The organism is Massilia agilis, from assembly GCF_024756255.1.
GTDB lineage: Bacteria > Pseudomonadota > Gammaproteobacteria > Burkholderiales > Burkholderiaceae_D > Telluria > Telluria agilis.
In genome coordinates this window covers 123,219-140,705 of sequence record NZ_JANUHB010000002.1, presented here as the reverse complement: position 1 = coordinate 140,705, position 17,487 = coordinate 123,219, and the positions used below count along the sequence as shown (strand labels likewise).

17 protein-coding genes and 1 tRNA gene are annotated in these 17,487 nt (G+C 66.8%); 10 read left to right on the top strand and 8 right to left on the bottom strand.

What is annotated here, in order from left to right; genetic code table 11:
- Positions 1 to 122: 122 nt before the first annotated feature.
- Positions 123 to 1,712, top strand: a complete 1,590-nt coding sequence (aceB, locus tag NX774_RS07545) for a malate synthase A (protein WP_258821568.1) — start codon at positions 123 to 125, stop codon at positions 1,710 to 1,712.
- Positions 1,713 to 1,879: 167 nt separating this feature from the next.
- On the opposite strand, the gene gloB is transcribed toward aceB, so the two are convergent.
- A complete protein-coding gene (gene gloB, locus NX774_RS07540; RefSeq protein WP_258822719.1) occupies positions 1,880 to 2,677 on the bottom strand; it encodes a hydroxyacylglutathione hydrolase in 798 nt (265 codons plus the stop codon).
- Positions 2,678 to 2,703: 26 nt separating this feature from the next.
- On the opposite strand from gloB, the gene NX774_RS07535 reads away from it, so the two are divergent.
- The 4 genes from NX774_RS07535 to NX774_RS07520 all read left to right on the top strand — a co-directional run bounded on the left by NX774_RS07535 (position 2,704) and on the right by NX774_RS07520 (position 4,831).
- Positions 2,704 to 3,486 carry a class I SAM-dependent methyltransferase gene (locus NX774_RS07535; protein ID WP_258821567.1) on the top strand — a complete coding sequence of 261 codons (783 nt, stop codon included), beginning with the start codon at positions 2,704 to 2,706 and terminating at the stop codon, positions 3,484 to 3,486.
- Between the two features lie 7 nt (positions 3,487 to 3,493).
- Positions 3,494 to 3,934 carry a ribonuclease HI gene (gene rnhA, locus NX774_RS07530; protein ID WP_258821566.1) on the top strand — a complete coding sequence of 147 codons (441 nt, stop codon included), beginning with the start codon at positions 3,494 to 3,496 and terminating at the stop codon, positions 3,932 to 3,934.
- 53 nt (positions 3,935 to 3,987) lie between these two features.
- A complete protein-coding gene (gene dnaQ, locus NX774_RS07525; RefSeq protein WP_258821565.1) occupies positions 3,988 to 4,695 on the top strand; it encodes a DNA polymerase III subunit epsilon in 708 nt (235 codons plus the stop codon).
- A gap of 61 nt (positions 4,696 to 4,756) precedes the next feature.
- Positions 4,757 to 4,831, top strand: a tRNA-Val gene (locus tag NX774_RS07520).
- 149 nt (positions 4,832 to 4,980) lie between these two features.
- Here the strand turns inward: NX774_RS07520 and NX774_RS07515 are convergent.
- Positions 4,981 to 5,187, bottom strand: a complete 207-nt coding sequence (locus tag NX774_RS07515; protein ID WP_258821564.1) for a DUF6494 family protein — start codon at positions 5,185 to 5,187, stop codon at positions 4,981 to 4,983.
- Between the two features lie 105 nt (positions 5,188 to 5,292).
- On the opposite strand from NX774_RS07515, the gene NX774_RS07510 reads away from it, so the two are divergent.
- Entirely contained in the window at positions 5,293 to 6,984 is a 1,692-nt protein-coding gene (locus NX774_RS07510; RefSeq protein ID WP_258821563.1) for a PQQ-dependent sugar dehydrogenase, read from the top strand.
- A gap of 144 nt (positions 6,985 to 7,128) precedes the next feature.
- Positions 7,129 to 8,379, top strand: coding sequence for an Nramp family divalent metal transporter (locus tag NX774_RS07505; protein ID WP_258821562.1), 1,251 nt, complete (start codon positions 7,129 to 7,131; stop codon positions 8,377 to 8,379).
- A gap of 69 nt (positions 8,380 to 8,448) precedes the next feature.
- Here the strand turns inward: NX774_RS07505 and NX774_RS07500 are convergent, their stop codons facing one another.
- The gene (locus NX774_RS07500; RefSeq protein WP_258821561.1) at positions 8,449 to 8,790 is read right to left on the bottom strand and encodes a hypothetical protein; all 342 of its coding nucleotides are present in this window, start codon (positions 8,788 to 8,790) and stop codon (positions 8,449 to 8,451) included.
- Between NX774_RS07500 and NX774_RS07495 the strand changes: the two genes are divergently transcribed.
- Positions 8,774 to 10,507: an ABC transporter permease gene (locus NX774_RS07495; protein ID WP_258821560.1), complete on the top strand. Its 1,734-nt coding sequence runs from the start codon at positions 8,774 to 8,776 to the stop codon at positions 10,505 to 10,507. The genes NX774_RS07500 and NX774_RS07495 overlap by 17 nt on opposite strands.
- Before the next feature lie 9 nt (positions 10,508 to 10,516).
- Positions 10,517 to 11,821 carry an ABC transporter ATP-binding protein gene (locus NX774_RS07490; RefSeq protein ID WP_258821559.1) on the top strand — a complete coding sequence of 435 codons (1,305 nt, stop codon included), beginning with the start codon at positions 10,517 to 10,519 and terminating at the stop codon, positions 11,819 to 11,821.
- 3 nt (positions 11,822 to 11,824) lie between these two features.
- On the opposite strand, the gene NX774_RS07485 is transcribed toward NX774_RS07490, so the two are convergent.
- Positions 11,825 to 12,508: a PA4824 family protein gene (locus NX774_RS07485; protein WP_258821558.1), complete on the bottom strand. Its 684-nt coding sequence runs from the start codon at positions 12,506 to 12,508 to the stop codon at positions 11,825 to 11,827.
- A 94-nt stretch (positions 12,509 to 12,602) separates the two neighbouring features.
- Here NX774_RS07485 and NX774_RS07480 point away from each other — a divergent pair, with 94 nt between their 5' ends.
- Positions 12,603 to 13,115 (top strand): hypothetical protein, encoded by a 513-nt coding sequence (locus NX774_RS07480; protein ID WP_258821557.1) that lies wholly within the window; start codon positions 12,603 to 12,605, stop codon positions 13,113 to 13,115.
- Here NX774_RS07480 and NX774_RS07475 read toward each other — a convergent pair.
- The 4 genes from NX774_RS07475 to NX774_RS07460 are packed head-to-tail and all read right to left on the bottom strand — an operon-like array spanning position 13,112 to position 17,486.
- The gene (locus NX774_RS07475) at positions 13,112 to 14,254 is read right to left on the bottom strand and encodes an ABC transporter permease (RefSeq protein WP_370660408.1); all 1,143 of its coding nucleotides are present in this window, start codon (positions 14,252 to 14,254) and stop codon (positions 13,112 to 13,114) included. The genes NX774_RS07480 and NX774_RS07475 overlap by 4 nt on opposite strands.
- A complete protein-coding gene (locus tag NX774_RS07470) occupies positions 14,251 to 15,696 on the bottom strand; it encodes an efflux transporter outer membrane subunit (protein WP_258821556.1) in 1,446 nt (481 codons plus the stop codon). The genes NX774_RS07475 and NX774_RS07470 overlap by 4 nt, the downstream gene beginning before the upstream one ends.
- A gap of 9 nt (positions 15,697 to 15,705) precedes the next feature.
- Positions 15,706 to 16,794: an HlyD family secretion protein gene (locus NX774_RS07465; RefSeq protein ID WP_258821555.1), complete on the bottom strand. Its 1,089-nt coding sequence runs from the start codon at positions 16,792 to 16,794 to the stop codon at positions 15,706 to 15,708.
- Positions 16,791 to 17,486: an ABC transporter ATP-binding protein gene (locus tag NX774_RS07460; RefSeq protein ID WP_258821554.1), complete on the bottom strand. Its 696-nt coding sequence runs from the start codon at positions 17,484 to 17,486 to the stop codon at positions 16,791 to 16,793. The genes NX774_RS07465 and NX774_RS07460 overlap by 4 nt, the downstream gene beginning before the upstream one ends.
- Position 17,487 lies beyond the last annotated feature (1 nt).

Genomic DNA, 17,487 nt, shown 5'->3' with positions numbered 1-17,487 from the left:
TGTATCGTTTAGATACGGCGGAGTGAATATACTTGAGTGATGATAAACGCGCTGCTGGCATATACTGCTTCGCAGTGCAGCACGACAGATTTCCTCAACTTTCGAAAACAGGAGCATTGCACATGGCCATCGTCACCCCAGCCGGAATGGAAATCCGGGCCGAGATCAAGCCCGGCTACGAACAGATCCTGACGCCGGAGGCGCTGGAACTGGTTGCCAAGCTGTCGCGCGAGTTCGAGCCGCGCCGCCAGCAGCTGCTGGCTGCCCGTACCGAACGTGCCCGTCGCCTGGACGCCGGCGAGCGCCCCGACTTTTTGCCGGAAACCGCGCACATCCGCGCCGGCGACTGGAAGATCGCGCCGATCCCCAAGGCGCTCGAATGCCGCCGCGTGGAGATCACCGGCCCGGTCGAGCGCAAGATGGTGATCAACGCGCTCAACTCGGGCGCGGACAGCTACATGACCGACTTCGAGGATTCGAACACGCCGAACTGGGACAACCAGATCACCGGCCAGCTGAACATGCGCGACGCCGTGCGCGGCACGATCTCGCTGGAGCAGGGCGGCAAGTCGTACAAGCTGAACGACAAGGTGGCGACCCTGGTCGTGCGCCCGCGCGGCTGGCACCTGGACGAGAAGCACGTGCTGGTGGACGGCAAGCGCATCTCCGGCGGTATCTTCGACTTTGCGCTGTTCATGTTCCATAACGCCAAGGAGCAGCTGGCGCGCGGCGCCGGCCCGTACTTCTACCTGCCGAAGATGGAGTCGCACCTCGAGGCGCGCCTGTGGAACGACATCTTCATCATGACCCAGTGCGAGCTTGGCCTGCCGCAGGGCACGATCAAGGCCACCGTGCTGATCGAAACGATCCTGGCCGCGTTCGAGATGGACGAGATCCTGTTCGAACTGCGCGAGCACAGCGCCGGCCTGAACGCGGGCCGCTGGGACTACATCTTCTCGTGCATCAAGAAGTTCAAGCTCGACAAGAACTTCTGCCTGGCCGACCGTCCGAAGGTCACGATGACCTCGCCGTTCATGCGCGCTTACGCGCTGCTGCTGCTCAAGACCTGCCACAAGCGCGGCGCCCCGGCCATCGGCGGCATGTCGGCGCTCATCCCGATCAAGAACGATCCGGCCAAGAACGAGGTCGCGATGGGCGGCGTGCGTGCCGACAAGTCGCGCGATGCGACCGATGGCTACGATGGTGGCTGGGTGGCGCACCCGGGCCTGGTCGAGCTGGCGATGACCGAATTTACGAAGGTGCTCGGCGATCGTCCCAACCAGATCGACAAGCAGCGCGACGACGTGCAGGTGACCGCGGCCGACCTGCTTGACTTCCGTCCGGAAGCGCCGATCACCGAGGACGGCCTGCGTTACAACATCAACGTCGGCATCCACTACCTGGGTGCATGGCTGGCCGGTAACGGCTGCGTGCCGATCCACAACCTGATGGAAGACGCCGCCACCGCCGAGATCAGCCGCTCGCAGGTGTGGCAGTGGATCCGTACGCCCAAGGGCGTGCTGGAAGACGGCCGCAAGGTGACCGCCGAAATGGTGCGCGCGATGATCCCGCAGGAACTGGCCAAGGTGAAGGCGGTGGCGCCGAACGGCGACAACCCGAGCTATGTGCGCGCTGCCGAGATTTTCGAGCAGATGTCGACGTCGGAGGACTTTGCCGAGTTCCTGACGCTGCCGCTGTACGAGGAAATCTAAATCGCGGAAACAGCAACCGCCGTCGTCCCGGCGCAGGCCGGGACCCATGCTGAGATCGCCTGACGGCTACGCTCGACGTCGCCAGTTGTGCATGCGATGCATGGGTTCCGGCTTTCGCCGGAACGACGGGGTGGGAGTTGGAAGTGGGCAGCTGCCGCCAAGCAGCGTCAGAAAACGTTTTTCCACTCGCGCAACGCCGCGAACACCTGTACCGGGCCGGCGCCCGGCGCCAGTTTCCCGGCCTTGACCAGGCTGTCGGCAATCGCCGGCTCGGCATAACGCAGGAAAGGATTGGTCGCCTTCTCGCTGCCGATGTTGGACGGTACAGTCGGCAGGTTCATCGCACGCTTGGCGCTCTCGTCGGCGATGCGGCGGATCAGCGCTTCGTTGCCAGGCTCGACAGCCTCGGCAAAGCGCAGGTTCGACAAGGTGTATTCGTGCGCGCAATACACCAGCGTGTCATCCGGCAACGCGGCCAGCTTGCCAAGCGAGTCCACCATCTGCTCCGGCGTGCCTTCGAACAGCCGCCCGCAGCCGCCCGCAAACAGGGTATCCCCGCAAAACACCGCACGCACGCCGCGCCGCTTGACGTAGGCGATGTGGCCCAGCGTGTGGCCCGGCACGTCCAGCACTTCCAGCTCCAGGTCCAGCCCCGGCACCGCGACGCGGTCGCCTTCGGAGAGTGGATTTGTCACTGCGACAATGCCATCGTGGCGCGGCCCGAATACCGGTACCGCATAGCGCGACAGCAAGTGCGACACGCCGCCGATATGGTCAGCATGGTGATGGGTGAGTAGAATGGCAGTCAGCGCGAGCTTGTGGCGCTCCAGCGCTTCCATGACGGGCGCGGCGTCGCCGGGATCCACTACGGCGGCATGGGTTCCGTCATGGATCAGCCACAGGTAGTTGTCCTTGAACGCCGGCACGGCGAGAACGGCAAGGCTACTTTGCGGCGGGTTCATCATCGTGTTCGATTCGACAAAGGGTAGGCATGGATAGTGCTGCATCCGAAAAATCCATTATAGCGCTCGACCACTGGCTGCAATCGCCGGCCGGCGCCTACGTGCGCGCGTGGGAACAGAGCTGCCTCGACGAGTTGACGGCGGACATCTTCGGCTTCAACGCCATCCAGATCGGCTTGCCGCAAATCGACGCGCTGGCGGCCAACCGGATGCCCAACAAGTGGCAGGCGGCAACGCGCACGTCGACCGTGGACGAGCTGGCGATTACCCATGGCAAGCAGGTCGCGGTGGCGCTGGACTTTGCCGACCTGCCGTTCGCCTCGCAGAGCCTGGACCTGGTGGTGCTGCCGCACGTGCTCGAGTTCGCGGCCGAGCCGCACCAGGTGCTGCGCGAGGTCGAGCGCGTGCTGATCCCGGAAGGGCAGGTCATCATTTGCGGCTTCAATCCGGCCAGCATGTGGGGCGTGCGCCAGGGCGTGGGCAAGATCACGCGCAGCGATTACCTGCCGGCCGCCGGCGAGTTCATCTCTTTGCCGCGCCTGAAAGACTGGTTAAAATTGTTGAATCTGGGCGAGAGCCGCAGCCATTTCGGCTGCTACGCGCCGCCGTTTCGCACCGAGCAGTGGCTCGACCGTTTTTCCGTGATGGAATCGGCCGGCCAGAAGTGGTGGCCTTACCTCGGCGCGGTGTACATCGTGCATGCGATCAAGCGGGTCAAGGGCATGCGCCTGATCGGGCCGGCCTGGAACAAGAAACCCACCAAGGCCGCGCAGACCGTGCCGGCCGCAAACAGGAATGAACGAGTCAAATAAGGGCGGCATGACGACGAAAGTAGAGATTTACACCGATGGCGCCTGCAAGGGAAACCCCGGCGCGGGCGGTTGGGGTGCGCTCCTGGTGTCCAACGGCCACGAGAAGGAAATTTTCGGCGGCGAGCTGAACACCACCAACAACCGCATGGAGCTGAAGGCCGTGATCGAGGCCCTCGGCGCGCTGACGCGCCCGTGCCAGGTGGTGCTGCACACCGACAGCCAGTATGTACAGAAGGGCATCTCGGAGTGGATTCACGGCTGGAAGGCGCGCGGCTGGAAGACCTCGACCAAGGAGCCGGTGAAGAACGAGGATTTGTGGCGCGCGCTCGACGCGGCACAGCAGCAGCACGACGTCGAATGGCGCTGGGTGCGCGGCCACAACGGCCATCCCGGCAACGAGCGCGCCGACGTGCTGGCCAACCGGGGTGTGGCGTCGGTGCGTCGATGAGCGGGCCGCGGGTTTGCTATACTCGCGACGTGCCAACTCATCCGTAACACTCCATGCGCCAGATTGTCCTCGATACCGAAACCACAGGCTTAAATCCCCGCACTGGCGACCGCATCATCGAAATCGGCTGCGTTGAAATCTTCAACCGCAAGCTCACCGGCAACAACTTCCACCGCTACATCAACCCCGAGCGCGACTCCGACGAGGCCGCGCTCGCAGTGCACGGCCTGACCACCGAGTTCTTGAGCGACAAGCCCAGGTTCCACGAGATCGTCGAGGAGCTGCGCGAGTATGTGCGCGGGGCCGAGATCATCATCCACAACGCGCCGTTCGACCTGGGCTTTTTGAACCACGAGTTCTCGCGCCTGGGCCTGCCGGAGTTCACCGAGCACTGCACCGGCGTGATCGACACCCTGGTGCATGCCAAGGAACTGCACCCGGGCAAGCGCAACTCGCTCGACGCGCTGTGCGACCGCTACGGCATCTCCAACGCGCACCGCAAGCTGCACGGCGCATTGCTCGACTCGGAGCTGCTGGCCGATGTCTACCTCGCGATGACGCGCGGGCAGAACACGCTGTCGATGGATGTGGAGGTCGAGGCGGCGATCGGGGGCGACCTGCTGGAAGCGGTGCCGCTGGGCGAGATCATCGTGCTCAAGGCAAACGCGGAAGAGGAAGCCCTCCACGAAAGCGTGCTGGGCGGGCTGGACAAGGCGGCCAAAGGCAGCTGTGTTTGGAGAAATTATTCTCAACAGGGGTGACAAACAGAAAGAGACCTGTCATAATACGCCTCGTTGAACGGGAAGCACTCCCGGATCAAACGGGAGGTTAGCTCAGGGGTAGAGCACTGCATTCACACTGCAGGGGTCGCAAGTTCGAAACTTGCACTTCCCACCAAGAATTTTAAAACGCTGCACGCGCAAGCCTGCAGCGTTTTTTGTTTGTATGGCCGGTTCATGTAGGGTGGGCTCTTGAGCCCACGCAGGTGCACCTGCCGCGTGAACAACGCGTGGGCTCAAGAGCCCACCCTACGAATCTTCCAGCAGTCACTCGAGCGCAATCTCGCCGTCGAAGCGCACCTTCAACTGCAGGCCCGCCACCTCGAGCGTCATTGTTGCCGGCAACACCGCATCGGCGGGAATCTGGCGCGCGGCCAGCGCGCGTGCGACGGCCTGTTCGATCTCGTGCTGGGATTTGACGCCCACCATCTTCAGGAATTTGCGCACGCTGAGATTCAGGGTTTCTTCGTTCATCGATTCGTCCTCCAGGTTGTGCCGGGTTAGACATCAAAAACTTATCGCAAGTTAGCTTCTTGCCCTATGATGGGCGAACCTAAAAGAATGATGAGGAGAAAACCCTTGCGACGCAAGATCCTGACGGTTCACGCCGTGCTGCTGGCCGCGCTGGCGGCGGCAAACGCGGTCCATGCCGCCCCCTCGGTCGGCCAGACCTTTTTTGAAAGCAATTGCGCCGAGTGCCATACGGTTGATCCGAAGATGGGTTCGCGCTCCGGCCCCAGCCTGTATGGCCTGCTGGGGCGCAAGCTTGGTTCGGCGCCCGGCTACAACTATACCGAAGCACTGGCCAAGGCCGGCGCGAGCGGCCGTACCTGGACCCGCGCCGAGCTCGACGTGTTCCTTGTCGATCCCGAGCAGTCAGTGCCGGGCACGACGATGCCGGTGATGGTGCCGGACAAGGCGGACCGTGAGCCGCTGATCGACTACCTGGCCAGCCTGAGCGGCCTGGCGCAGGGGCCGGCAGCGGCGGCGGGCGCGGCGGCACATGCGGACGCGGCGGCATGGGGCGAGAACAAGCCCGGCAAACGGCACCGCATCACGGCAGCCGAGCTCGTTGCGCCGTTTGCCAGCAGCAGCGCGGGCAACGGTTCCAAGCTCGCGCCGCGTCCGGACGGTGCGCTGCCGGCCGTGCCGCCCGGCTTCAAGGTGGGCATCTTCGCCACCGACCCAGAGAAGGGGCGGCTGCCGGTGCGCGCACCCAATGGCGACATCTTCCTGGCCGAACCGGCCAAGGGCCAGATCAAGTTGCTGCGTTCGTCCAACGGCGAGACCGCCGAGACCGCGAGCGTGTTCGCAAGCGGCCTCACGCGGCCGTATGGCATGGCGTTCTACCCGTCCGGCGCCCACCCCAAATACCTGTACGTGGCCAACGTGAACTCGGTGGTGCGTTTCCCGTATTCGAACGGCGACCTGGCCGCGCGCGGCGAGCCCGAGGTGGTGGTGGCGCAGCTGGCGGGGACCTCGGGCGGCCACGTCACGCGCACGCTGGCCTTCTCCGAGGACGGCAAGACGATGTTCGTGTCGGTTGGCTCGGCCACCAACTACGCCGCCGACATCGGCGCGCAGCCGCCCGAGCCGCTGGCGCAGTGGGAAGCCAGGCACGGCCTTGGCGGCGCGTGGGGCGTGGAGACCGACCGCGCCGCCGTGCTCGCCTTCGATCCGGACGGCGGCAACCGCCGCACCTATGCGACGGGCTTGCGCAACTGCGTCGGCATGCTGGTCTATCCCGGCACCGGCGAGCTGATGTGCAGCGTGAACGAGCGCGACGAGCTCGGCGACAACCTGCCGCCGGATTACGTGACGCGCGTGAAGAAGGGCGGCTTTTACGGCTGGCCTTGGTACTACATCGGCGACCACGAAGAGCCGCGCTTGAAGGGCGTGCGTCCGGACCTGAAGGGCAAGGCGATCGTGCCGGACACGCTGCTGCAGGCCCACTCGGCGCCGCTGGGCATGGTGGTGTACCACGCGCCGGCGGGCGCGAAGCACGCCTTCGCCAAGGAATACGAGGGCGATATCTTCCTGGCGCTGCACGGCTCCTGGAACCGTGGCACCCGCACCGGCTACAAGCTGGTGCGCGTGTTCATGAAGAAGGGCGTGCCGACCGGCGAATACGAGGACTTCATGACCGGCATGGTGCTGTCGGACCGCGACGTCTGGGGCCGCCCGGCGGCGGTGACGGTCGCGGCCGATGGCGCGCTGCTGGTGGCCGACGATGGCGGCGGCGTGATCTGGCGCATCGCCCCGGTGCGCTGACTCCGGCAGCGTAGGGTGGGCAGGTCTCCTGCCCACGCGTTCAGGCCAGGCGTGCTCCGCTTGCACGCGTGGGCAGGAAACCTGCCCACCCTACCGTGCGAGCTGTGTTAGCCTCCACCCATGAAGCCGGAGTGGAAAGAAGCGTTGCGTCAGGTTGGCCCCGGTTTCATCACGGGCGTTGCCGACGACGACCCGAGCGGCATCGCGACCTACTCGCAGGCCGGCGCCCGGTTCGGCACGGCCATGCTGTGGGTGTCGCTGTTCACCTTTCCCCTGATGGCGGCGGTGCAGGAGATCAGCGCGCGCATCGGCCGCGTGTCCGGCCACGGCTTGGCCGGCAACATCCGGCGGCATTATCCGCCCGCGCTGATGTACATGGTCGTGGTGCTGATCGCGATCTCGAACATCATCAACATCGGCGCCGACATCGGCGGCATGGCCGCGTCGATGGAACTGGTGCTGGGACGCGACCGCCTGCACCTGTACCCGGTTGCGATCAGCGTGGTGTCGGTCGTCGCGCTGACCCTGCTCTCGTATTCCGCCTACTCGTCGCTGCTCAAGTGGCTGGGCCTGTGCGTGTTCGCCTACGTCGGGATCGTGTTCTTTGTGCAGATACCGTGGCCTGACGTGGCACGCGACACGCTGGTGCCGCGGCTGCAGTTCTCGCATGGCTACCTGTCCATGCTCACCGCGGTGCTGGGCACGACGATCAGCCCCTACCTGTTCGTCTGGCAGTCCTCGCTGGAAGTGGAGGAGCAGCGCAACACCCCGCACGAGGCGCCGGTGCGCATTGCGCCGAGCCAGGCGCGCCAGCAGTTCATGAAGATCCGGGTGGACACCTACCTGGGCATGGCGGTGTCCAATGCCGTGATGTTCTTCATCATCCTGACCGCCGCCGTGACCCTGAACGCGCACGGCATCACCCAGGTGGAATCGGCCGAACAGGCCGCCCGCGCGCTCGAGCCGGTCGCGGGGCGCCATGCGTTCCTGCTGTTTGCGATCGGTGTCATCGGCACCGGCTTGCTGGCGGTGCCCACCCTGGCCGGTTCGCTCGGCTACGCGATGGGCGAGGCGTTCCGCTGGCGCACCGGCCTCGATTACAAGCCCTACCAGGCACGCCGGTTCTACGCGGTGATCGCGGTGGCCACGCTGCTGGGCATGGCGATGAACTTCATCGGCATTGATCCGATCCGCGCGCTGATCGCCAGTGCTGTCATCAACGGCATCCTGAGCGTGCCGCTGCTGTTCCTGCTGCTGTCGATCGCGCGCAACCCCAAGGTCATGGGCCGCTTCGTGATCCCGCGCCGGCTGGCGGTGCCCGGCTGGATCACGGCGGTGCTGATGGCCTGCTCGGCCGGGTTGACGCTGGTGGACCTTGCGCTGTCGCTGGTGTAAGGCGTGACCGGCCGAGGTCGCTTTTTGCCTTGACGGAGCAGCCACTGCCCACTTACACTCGCGCTGTTTTCATTTTTCGGGTCCACTCATGGGCACTTGTTCAAGCGACAGTTGTAGCCAGCACGAGGCTGGCGCTTCCTTGGCAAGATAACGCAGGCGTTCCCCGTCCCCTGCCGTCATCCTGCCACGGATGATGGCGTCTTTGTGTGCCGGTCCTGGCCGGCGCATCCGTATAGTCAGCAACACACGCAAAACCGGCATGGCGCGCGGCAGCGTTTGCCTGCGCGCGTGCCGGCGCACCATCGATGCCGCAAGCGCGGCCAAACGACGGGTCAACCACAGGCGCCAGAGGCGCGCCTGGGCGAGCCGCACGCGTGCGGTCAGGGATGTGTTGATGTTCGAGTTCTTCAATGTGCGGCAGGGCGGCCAGGGCAGGGCCGCACGCGGGCCCAATCGCTGGGACTGGGTGCTGCTGCCGCTGGTGCTGGCGGTACTGGCCGCGGCCGCCTACGGCGCCATGCAAATGGCGCGCCCGTTCGTGCTGGGGCAGGCCACGCCGATTTCGCTGGATGTGGCGGTGCTGCCGTACTACCTGCTGCGCACCATCCTGCGCATGTTCATGGCGCTCGGCTGCTCGCTCTTGTTCTCGTTCGTGTTCGCGGCGGTCGCGGCCAAGTACCGGGCGGCCGAAAAGGTGCTCATTCCACTGCTCGACATCCTGCAGTCGGTGCCGATCCTGGGCTTCCAGGCGATCGCGATCGCCCCCTTCATTGCACTGTTCCCGGGCAGCCTGCTGGGCGTCGAGTGCGCGGCGGTGTTTGCGATCTTTACCTCGCAGGCGTGGAACATGGCGTTCAGCCTGTACCAGTCGATGCGCACCGTGCCGGCCGAACTGTCCGAGGCGGCGCGGGTGTTCTGCCTGTCGGGCTGGCAGCGCTTCTGGCGCCTGGAACTGCCGTACGCGATGCCGGCCCTGCTGTGGAACATGATGATGTCGATGTCCGGCGGCTGGTTCTTCCTGGTCGCGGCCGAGGCGATCTCGGTGGCCGGCCAGGACATCAAGCTGCCCGGGATCGGCGCCTACATCGCGGTGGCGATCGAGCAGGAGAACGGCCGCGCCGTCGCCGCGGCGATCGGGGCGATGCTGGCCGGGATCGTGCTGTACGACCAGCTGTTCTTCCGGCCGCTCTTGGCCTGGGCCGACAAGTTCCGCTTCGAGGAGTCGCAGGGCGAGACGGCGCAGCGCTCGTGGCTGCTGGACTGGGGCCGCCGCAGCCGCTGGATGCGCCGGCTGGCGGACCGCTTCTGGGCACGCATGCGCGGCGCGCTGGGCTGGTTCGGCGGTGCGCCGGTCGTGCGGGCCAGCGCACAGGCGCCGGCCCCCTGGCAGCGCGCGCTGCCACGGTTGTGGGATGGCTTCCTCGCGCTGGCCGCCTGCTACGCCAGCCTGCGGCTGATCGTGTACGTGCATGCGCAAGTGGGGTGGGCCGAGGTCGGCCATGTGGTGCTGCTGGGCCTGGCCACGCTGCTGCGCGTGATGCTGCTCATTGCGCTCGCCTCGCTGGTGTGGGTGCCGGTCGCGGTATGGATCGGCCTGCGTCCGCGCTACTCGCAGCGCGTGCAGGCGGTGGCGCAGTTCCTGGCTGCGTTCCCGGTCAACCTGATGTTCCCGGTGGTGGTGTTCGTGCTGGTCACGTTCCGGCTCAACCCGGACATCTGGCTCAGTCCCCTGATGGTATTCGGTACCCAGTGGTACATCCTGTTCAACGTGGTGGCCGGCGCGTCGACCGTGCCCACCGAGCTGCGGCTGGCGGCCGACAATTTGGGCCTGAAGGGCTGGCTCAAATGGAAGCGGGTGTACCTGCCGGCCGTGTTCCCGGCTTACCTGACCGGCGCCATCACCGCCAGCGGCGGTTCGTGGAACGCGAGTATCGTGGCCGAATACGTCACCTGGGGCAAGACCACGCTGGCCGCCCAGGGCCTTGGCAGCTACATCAAGCAGATGACCGATGCCGGCGACTTCCACCGCATCGCGCTTGGCATCGGCGTGATGTGCATTTTCGTGATGCTGTTGAACCGGTTCTTCTGGCGCAAGCTGTACCTGCTCGCCGGCGACCGCAGCCTGTAAGGAGGCATGATGACCGAACAAATCCTGATCGCGCTCGAAGGCGTCGGCAAGACCTTCACCAGTGCCGAAGGCGCGCCGCGCCGCATCCTCGACAAGGTGGACTTCGCCCTGCAGAAGGGCGAAATCGTGGCCCTGCTGGGCAAGTCCGGCTCGGGCAAGTCGACGCTGCTGCGGATCATGGCCGGGCTGGTCCCGGCCGACGGCGGGCGTGCCAGCTATCGCGCGCGGCCAATCGACGGACCGGCGAGCGGTGTGGCGATGGTGTTCCAGTCGTTTGCGCTGTTCCCGTGGCTGACGGTGCAGCAGAACGTGGAGCTGGGCCTGGAGGCACAAGGCGTGCCGCCGGCCGAACGGGAGCAGCGCGCCGATGCGGTGCTGGAGATGATCGGCCTGGCCGGCTTTGGCGGCGCCTTGCCGCGCGAGCTCTCCGGCGGCATGCGCCAGCGCGTCGGCATCGCGCGCGCGCTGGTGACCAATCCGGACGTGCTGCTGATGGACGAGGCGTTTTCCGCGCTCGACGTGCTGACCGGCGAGACGCTGCGCAACGACATCCTCGACCTGTGGGACAGCAACCAGATCCCCACGCGCGGCATCGTCGTGGTCTCGCACAACATCGAAGAGGCGGTGATGATGGCCGACCGCATCATCATCCTGTCCAGCGACCCCGGGCGCATCGTGAGCGAGGTGGCGATCAACCTGCCGCGCCCGCGCGACGTGGACTCGCCACGGGTGCGCGCGCTGGTGGACCAGGTGTATGGCCTGATGACCATGCGCCCGGCGCCGCAGGTTGCCGCCGGCGCCGCGCCCGCTCCCGTGCAACCGGACTACCGGCTGCCCGATACCGACATCGACCGCATCGAAGCAGTGCTGGACCTGGTCGCGCAGCCGCCCTTTGACGGCCGCGCCGACCTGCCCAAGCTGGCCGAGGAAGCCGAGCTGCCCGACGAGGAGTTGTTCCCGACCTACGAGGCGATGGGCATGCTGGGCCTGTCGCAGGTGGAGTCGGGCGACATCATGCTCACGCCGCTGGGCATGCGCTACGCCGGCGCCGACCAGCAGGAGCGTCAGGAGATCTTCGGGCGCCAGTTGCTGGCCAACGTGCCGCTGGCCGCCCTGGTGCGCGAACGCCTGACGGCGGACGAAAGCGGCACCGTGTCGGAGCAGCCGTTCCTGGAACTGCTGGAAGAGCACATGGAGTCCGACGAGGCCAAGCGCACGCTGGAGATTGCGGTGGAATGGGGCCGTTATGGCGAGGTGTACGAGTACGACTACCACCTCGGGCGCCTCAAGCTGCCCGGGCTGGAACCGAAGTGAGCGTCAGCGCAGCGACAGCCCGGTGAAGGTCAGGCCGAACGCCAGGTAGCGCTCCTTGCCGCGCAGGCTGATGCGGTCGCCCAGCGCCGCGTCCAGGATGACGTCGCCCGAGGGCGTGGCATAGCGCACGCCTGCCTGGGCATAAGTGCTTCCCTGGCCATACGATTCCAGCGTCAGGCTCCAGCGTGGGCTGGCGGTCCACTCGCCGCCCAGGCCCCAGCTCGGCCCCGAGCGCGCCCCGTGCACGCGCAGCCAGCCGGCATTCACATGCACGCGCACCGCGTCGTCCATCAGGGAAAAGCTCAGCAGAGCGTTCAGCGACGCATTCGAGAGGAATCCGCTGCCGCGCCCGAACTGGTTAGCCAGCGTCATTCCGGCGCTCCAGCCGTTCGGTTCCAGCGGCCGGAACACGGTCTTTGCCAGCAGCAGGCCCGAGGTGGAAGCGTGCGCCGGGGTGGGGCGAAGTTCGCCCGCGCCCGCGGCCAGTTCCCAGTCGCCGCCAGGGTTACAGTGCGGGACCGCCCAGTACTGGATGTCGCCCGGATGGCGGTCGGTCCAGGCTTCGACCTGGCACTCGCGCGGCGCCACGATGGAAGCGTCGTCCGTGACCATCGGGCGGGCCGCGTGGACAAACGGGCATGCCAGCAGGGCGGCGGCGAGGGTGGCGGGGCGGGCGAGTAAAGACATGGTCGCGGATGATAACGCGGGGCGTGCCCAGCGTACAATATCCGGCGCTGCGCTCCGCGCACGAGTCGGGGCGGCACCACCATCAAAAGAGAACATGAAACGACCTTTGCTCGCAATTGCACTGTTGGCGGCGGCCACTGCCGCCTTTGCCGATGACCGCCAGGCCTGCGAGGCGGCGCGCGGCTCGTATGTGTCGGGGACCGTGGTCAAGGGCCCCAAGTTCACGCACGGCCAGTTCCGCAAGGGCGTGGAGCTGTCGCACACGCACCTGAAGCTGCGCGCCGACCAGGACGGCCAGGTCTATGACGTGGCGATCGACAACGTGTTCGCAAGCGGCTACCAGCCGGACCGGCCCGAAGTGCCGGCGCCGATCGACGCCATCCGCGTGGGCGACAAGCTCGCGCTGTGCGGCGAGCTGTACGACCGCGGCGTGGGCATCCATTTCGTGCACACCAATTGCGGCGAGACGCCGTCGCCGGCGCATCCGGACGGCTGGATCCGCGTGGTCGATGGCAGCGGCAGGGCCGGGCCCAACCTGGAGGCGAGCACCAACTACTGCCCGCTGTTCGGCCGCGGCGGCCGTGGCTACCGGCAGCGCGGGCGCTAGCCGCGGAAGATGTCGAAGGCTTCGATGCGCAGGATCTTGCGGATGCCGATGTAGCTCGACATGGCCGCGATCAGCACCACCATGCCGAGCGCGAGCCCAAGGTTCCCGTAGGTGATCTGCGAGGCGTAGTTCGGCAGGCGCAGCTTGGCCAGCGTGACGAGCAGCGTGCACAGGCCCACACCCAGGCCATACCCGGTCAGCGAGGTGAACGTGGCCTGGAACAGGATCATGTACACCAGCTCGCGGCTCTTGGCGCCGATGGCCTTGAGCGCCCCGAACTTGTCCAGGTTTTCGAGGATGAAGGTATAGAAGGTCTGGCCCGAGATCGACAGCCCGACGATGAAGCTGATCACGGTCATCAAGAGGATATTGGTGCCCACGCCGGTCTGGTATTTGTAGAAGTCGCTGATGCGCGCGATGAACTCGTCGCGGGTCAGGGCCAGGTAGCCCAGTCGCGTGACCTCGCGCTTGACTTGCCCGATGGCCGCCTGCGATTTCACCTCGACCAGGATGTACGAGATCGTGAAGCGCGTGGACGGGATGTACTGGATCGCGCGGTTGTAGGTGGTGTACAGCGTGGGTACGCCGAACAGGCCGCCCGCCGCCACCCTGGCGATCCCGACGATCACGCCGCGGTGGTCATTGAGCTCGAATTCGGTGCCGATGGCGGGATTTTCCAGCTTGCGGTATTCGGCGTCGCGCACCACGATGAAACCGTTCTCGCCGTAGATGTCCTGGATGTTGCCCGCCTCGAGCGGCGGGCGGCCGAACAGGGTGGTGTCGTCCAGGCCGATCACGCTCACGGACTGGAAGTGGCCGCTGCGCAGCTTGACCAGCGCGCCGCCGGTGTACATCGGAACCGCGTAGCGCACGCCGGGAATGCTGCGCACCGCATCCAGCAGGTAGTCGGGCACGGGAATGGTGTTGGCCACCGTGTTTACTGCCGGGTCCATGATCCAGACCGTGGCGCCGATGTTGGTCACGGTGGCCGAGGAGCGCTTGAGCACCCCCGAGAAAATCGAGGTCATCATCACCATCAGGAACACCGCGAAGGTAATCCCGACCAGCAGTGCGAAGAATTTGCCGCGGTCGTTGGTCAAGAGCTTATAGGCGATGCGCCAGTGGCCGGGCAGCTTCATGGCGGGGGCCCCTGCAGGCTTTGCGCGGGCAGGCCCCACCAGCCGCCGCCCAGCGCCAGGTACAGCGCCGCGCTGTCCTGCAGTTGCTGGGCGCGGACCTGGATGAAATCGATCTGCGCGCGCTGCAGCTGGGCGTCGGCCACCAGCACGTCGAGGTAGCTCACCAGGCCCGCGCGGTAGTTCGCCTCGAGCAGCGTGAGCGCCTGCCGGGCCGCGTCCAGCGCCTGCTGCTGGGCCGCCACCGCGTCGGTGTCGTGGCCCAGCGCGCTCAACGCGTCGGCCACCTGCGCGAATGCGGCGAGCACGGTCTGGCGGTAGTTCGCAAGCGCGCCGCGCCATGCCAGGACGGACGCGTCGCGCTGGTGCGCCAGCGTCCCGCCATGGAACAGCGGCAGGTCGACGATGGCGCCGGTCTGCCAGAACCTGCCGTGCGGGCCGGTCATGTGCTCGATCTCGCGGCCTTCGGTGCTGTAGCTGGCGGCCAGGCTCACTTTCGGGAACAGCGCGGCGGTGGCCACGCCGATGTTGGCGCTGGCCACGTGCAGGCGCGCCTCGGCCGAGAGGATGTCGGGGCGCCGGCGCACCAGTTCGGACGGCAGTGTGAGCGGCAGGTCGCGCGGCAGGGTGAGCTGGTCGAGCGCGAGCGGTGGCGCGCTCCATTGCGAGGGCGAGCGGCCCACCAGCGTGGCCAACAGGTGCGTGGCCTGGTCATAGCGCTGCTGCAGCGCCGGCAGCTGGGCACGGCTGCTGGCAAGCTGGCTTTCGATGCTGAGCACGTTGGAAAAGGGCGCGATGCCGGCGGCGGCCTGGGTGCGCGCGATGTCGCGCTGCTCGGCCTGGCGCCGCACCAGCTCGCGCGTGGCTGCAATCTGTGCCGCATAGGCGGCGCGCGCGATGCTGGTGGTGGCGATGTTCCCCGACAGCGACAGCCACGTCGCCAGCATCTCGCTGCGCTGGAAGTCGGCCTGCGCGCCCAGCGCCTCTACCGTGCGGCGGTTGGCGCCGGCCACGTCGAGCAGATAGCTGATCGTGCCGCCCAGCGTGAACACGTTGAACACGCCCCGCAACGCGGTCAGGCCCGAGGTGAGCGGCGCGGCCTTTTGCCGCTGTGCCGAAAAAGCCAGGTCCAGCTGCGGCCAGAACACGCCGCGGCCGGCGCGCAGCTCTTCCTGGCTTTGGCGCAGCGCGGCCTGGGCCGCCTGCAGCGTGCCGTTGTTGGCCAGCGCGGCGCGCATCATGCGGTCCAGTTCGGGCGAGCCGAACATGCGCCACCAGTCCGGGGCGACGGCGGCGCCGGGGTGGAAGACTTGCGCGCCACCGGCTGGCTGGCTTGCCGGCAGGTAGCCGCTGTCCGGCGGCGGGGCGGGGCGCACGAAATCGGGGCCGGCGGCGCAGCCGGCCAGCAGGCAGGCGGTGGCAATGGCGGTGCAGGCGCGGCGCATGGCATGCCCCTAGTTGCGCCGGCCGACGTACACGTCCACCAGCTGGCCCGGGTACACCCGCACGTCGCGCGGCCGTGTAAATCGGAAGATCACCGGCAGCACGCGCACGTCCACGCGCTCCTGGCGCTGGTTCGACAGCGCGATCTTGGGCGACACGTACGGCTGCACCCGCACGTACTGGAGCGGCAGCTTGACATTGGTGCCGCGGATCGCCATCTGCGCCACGATGTGCTCCGGCGCAGGCAAGCGGCTGATGAGGATCTCGTCGATGTAGCAGCGCACGTCGTACTGCCCGGAGTCCGCGCCCATCACCAGCGCCGGCAGCGCGCCTTGCGTGTAGCTGTCGTACACACCCTGCGGCGAGGCGTAGCTGCCCAGCGCAGCGTTCACCGACAGCACGACGCCGTCGACGGGCGCGCGCAGCGTGTAGCGGTCGAGCAGGGCGGCAGCGGCCTGGTAGGCGCGATCGGCCGCGCTGGCCAGGCGTTCCTGGTTGCGGATGTCGTAGCTCCATGCGCCGGCGCGCGTCAGCTCGTACTGGCGCTGGGCCACAATGTGCGCAGCCTGCGCGGTTTCCAGCTTGTTGCGGGCGGTGTCCAGCGCGTCCAGGCTCACCGAACGCGGTTCGATCTGGTACGAGCGCTGCTGCTTGTCGTACTGGTTCCGTGCGGTCTCCAGGTCGGCGCGCGCCTGCCTTTCCTGTGCCTGCGACACGGCCAGCGTTTCCTTGCGCGGCTGGGCGCGCAGCGCCTGCAACGTGGTGGCGGCGGCCTCCATCTGCGCGCGCAGCTGGGCAACGGTGGCGCGCTGGATGCTGTCGTCGATCTGCACCAGCGGGGCGCCCGCGCGCACGGCGTCGCCTTCGTTCACCAAAATGCGCCGGATCGTGCCCGACACCTCGGGATAGATGTTCACGTTCTGGCCGTGCGACTGGGCGCTTTCGATGATGCCGTTGGCGTAGATGCCCTGTGCGTACGGGTTCTGCGCCGGGTTGAATACCGGCGGCTGGGCCACCGTCGGCCTTCCGGTCAGCCAGGCGGTGGCAAAGGCGGCCAGCACGCCCAGGACCGACAGCAGGAAGATGAAACGGTTGTTCATCCCGTGCCCGTGGCGACCCCGGTGATGCGGCCGTCCTCCATGCGCAGGATGCGGTCCGCATACTCGAAGATGCGCGCATCGTGCGTGACGATCAGGATGCAGCGCTGGTCGTTGAGGATGTGGTCGTGCACGAAGCTCAGGATGCGGCGCCCGGTGTCGCCGTCCAGCGACGCGGTCGGCTCGTCGAGCACCAGGATCTGCGGCTGGCTCACGATGGCGCGGGCGATGGCCACACGCTGCTGCTCGCCGCCGCTGAGCTTGAACGGGGGCAGGCCGATGCGCTCGTGCAGGCCGACCACCTCCAGGTATTTCTCTGCCTCGGCCAGGGCCTTGTCCCAGTCCACGTTCTGCAGGATCAGGGGAATGGCCACATTCTCGGCCGTGGTCAGGCGCGGGAACAGGTGGTAGTCCTGGAACACGAAGCCGATGGTGCGCAGGCGGAATTCAGCCAGCGCGTCCTTGGACAGGCGCCAGATGTCGGTGTCCTTGACCGTGACCGTGCCTTCGTCCGGGCGCAGGATGCCGGAGATGATGGACAGCAGGGTGGTCTTGCCGCTGCCGGAGGGGCCGACGATGAACAGCATTTCGCCAAAGCGCGCCTCCAGCGCAGCATGGTCGACCGCCAGCGTGCGGGCCCGGCCCTCGCCGAACCATTTGACCAGTTGGGATGCCCGAATTGCGACAGCAGCCATG

Coding starts and splice junctions, on each gene's coding strand:
- NX774_RS07465 (WP_258821555.1), bottom strand. CDS start 16,794: ATGAACAACCGTTTCATCTTCCTGCTGTCGGTCCTGGGCGTGCTGGCC.
- NX774_RS07495 (WP_258821560.1), top strand. CDS start 8,774: ATGTTCGAGTTCTTCAATGTGCGGCAGGGCGGCCAGGGCAGGGCCGCA.
- NX774_RS07490 (WP_258821559.1), top strand. CDS start 10,517: ATGACCGAACAAATCCTGATCGCGCTCGAAGGCGTCGGCAAGACCTTC.
- NX774_RS07535 (WP_258821567.1), top strand. CDS start 2,704: ATGGATAGTGCTGCATCCGAAAAATCCATTATAGCGCTCGACCACTGG.
- NX774_RS07485 (WP_258821558.1), bottom strand. CDS start 12,508: ATGTCTTTACTCGCCCGCCCCGCCACCCTCGCCGCCGCCCTGCTGGCA.
- aceB (WP_258821568.1), top strand. CDS start 123: ATGGCCATCGTCACCCCAGCCGGAATGGAAATCCGGGCCGAGATCAAG.
- dnaQ (WP_258821565.1), top strand. CDS start 3,988: ATGCGCCAGATTGTCCTCGATACCGAAACCACAGGCTTAAATCCCCGC.
- NX774_RS07515 (WP_258821564.1), bottom strand. CDS start 5,187: ATGAACGAAGAAACCCTGAATCTCAGCGTGCGCAAATTCCTGAAGATG.
- rnhA (WP_258821566.1), top strand. CDS start 3,494: ATGACGACGAAAGTAGAGATTTACACCGATGGCGCCTGCAAGGGAAAC.
- gloB (WP_258822719.1), bottom strand. CDS start 2,677: ATGATGAACCCGCCGCAAAGTAGCCTTGCCGTTCTCGCCGTGCCGGCG.
- NX774_RS07475 (WP_370660408.1), bottom strand. CDS start 14,254: ATGAAGCTGCCCGGCCACTGGCGCATCGCCTATAAGCTCTTGACCAAC.
- NX774_RS07470 (WP_258821556.1), bottom strand. CDS start 15,696: ATGCGCCGCGCCTGCACCGCCATTGCCACCGCCTGCCTGCTGGCCGGC.
- NX774_RS07460 (WP_258821554.1), bottom strand. CDS start 17,486: ATGGCTGCTGTCGCAATTCGGGCATCCCAACTGGTCAAATGGTTCGGC.
- NX774_RS07480 (WP_258821557.1), top strand. CDS start 12,603: ATGAAACGACCTTTGCTCGCAATTGCACTGTTGGCGGCGGCCACTGCC.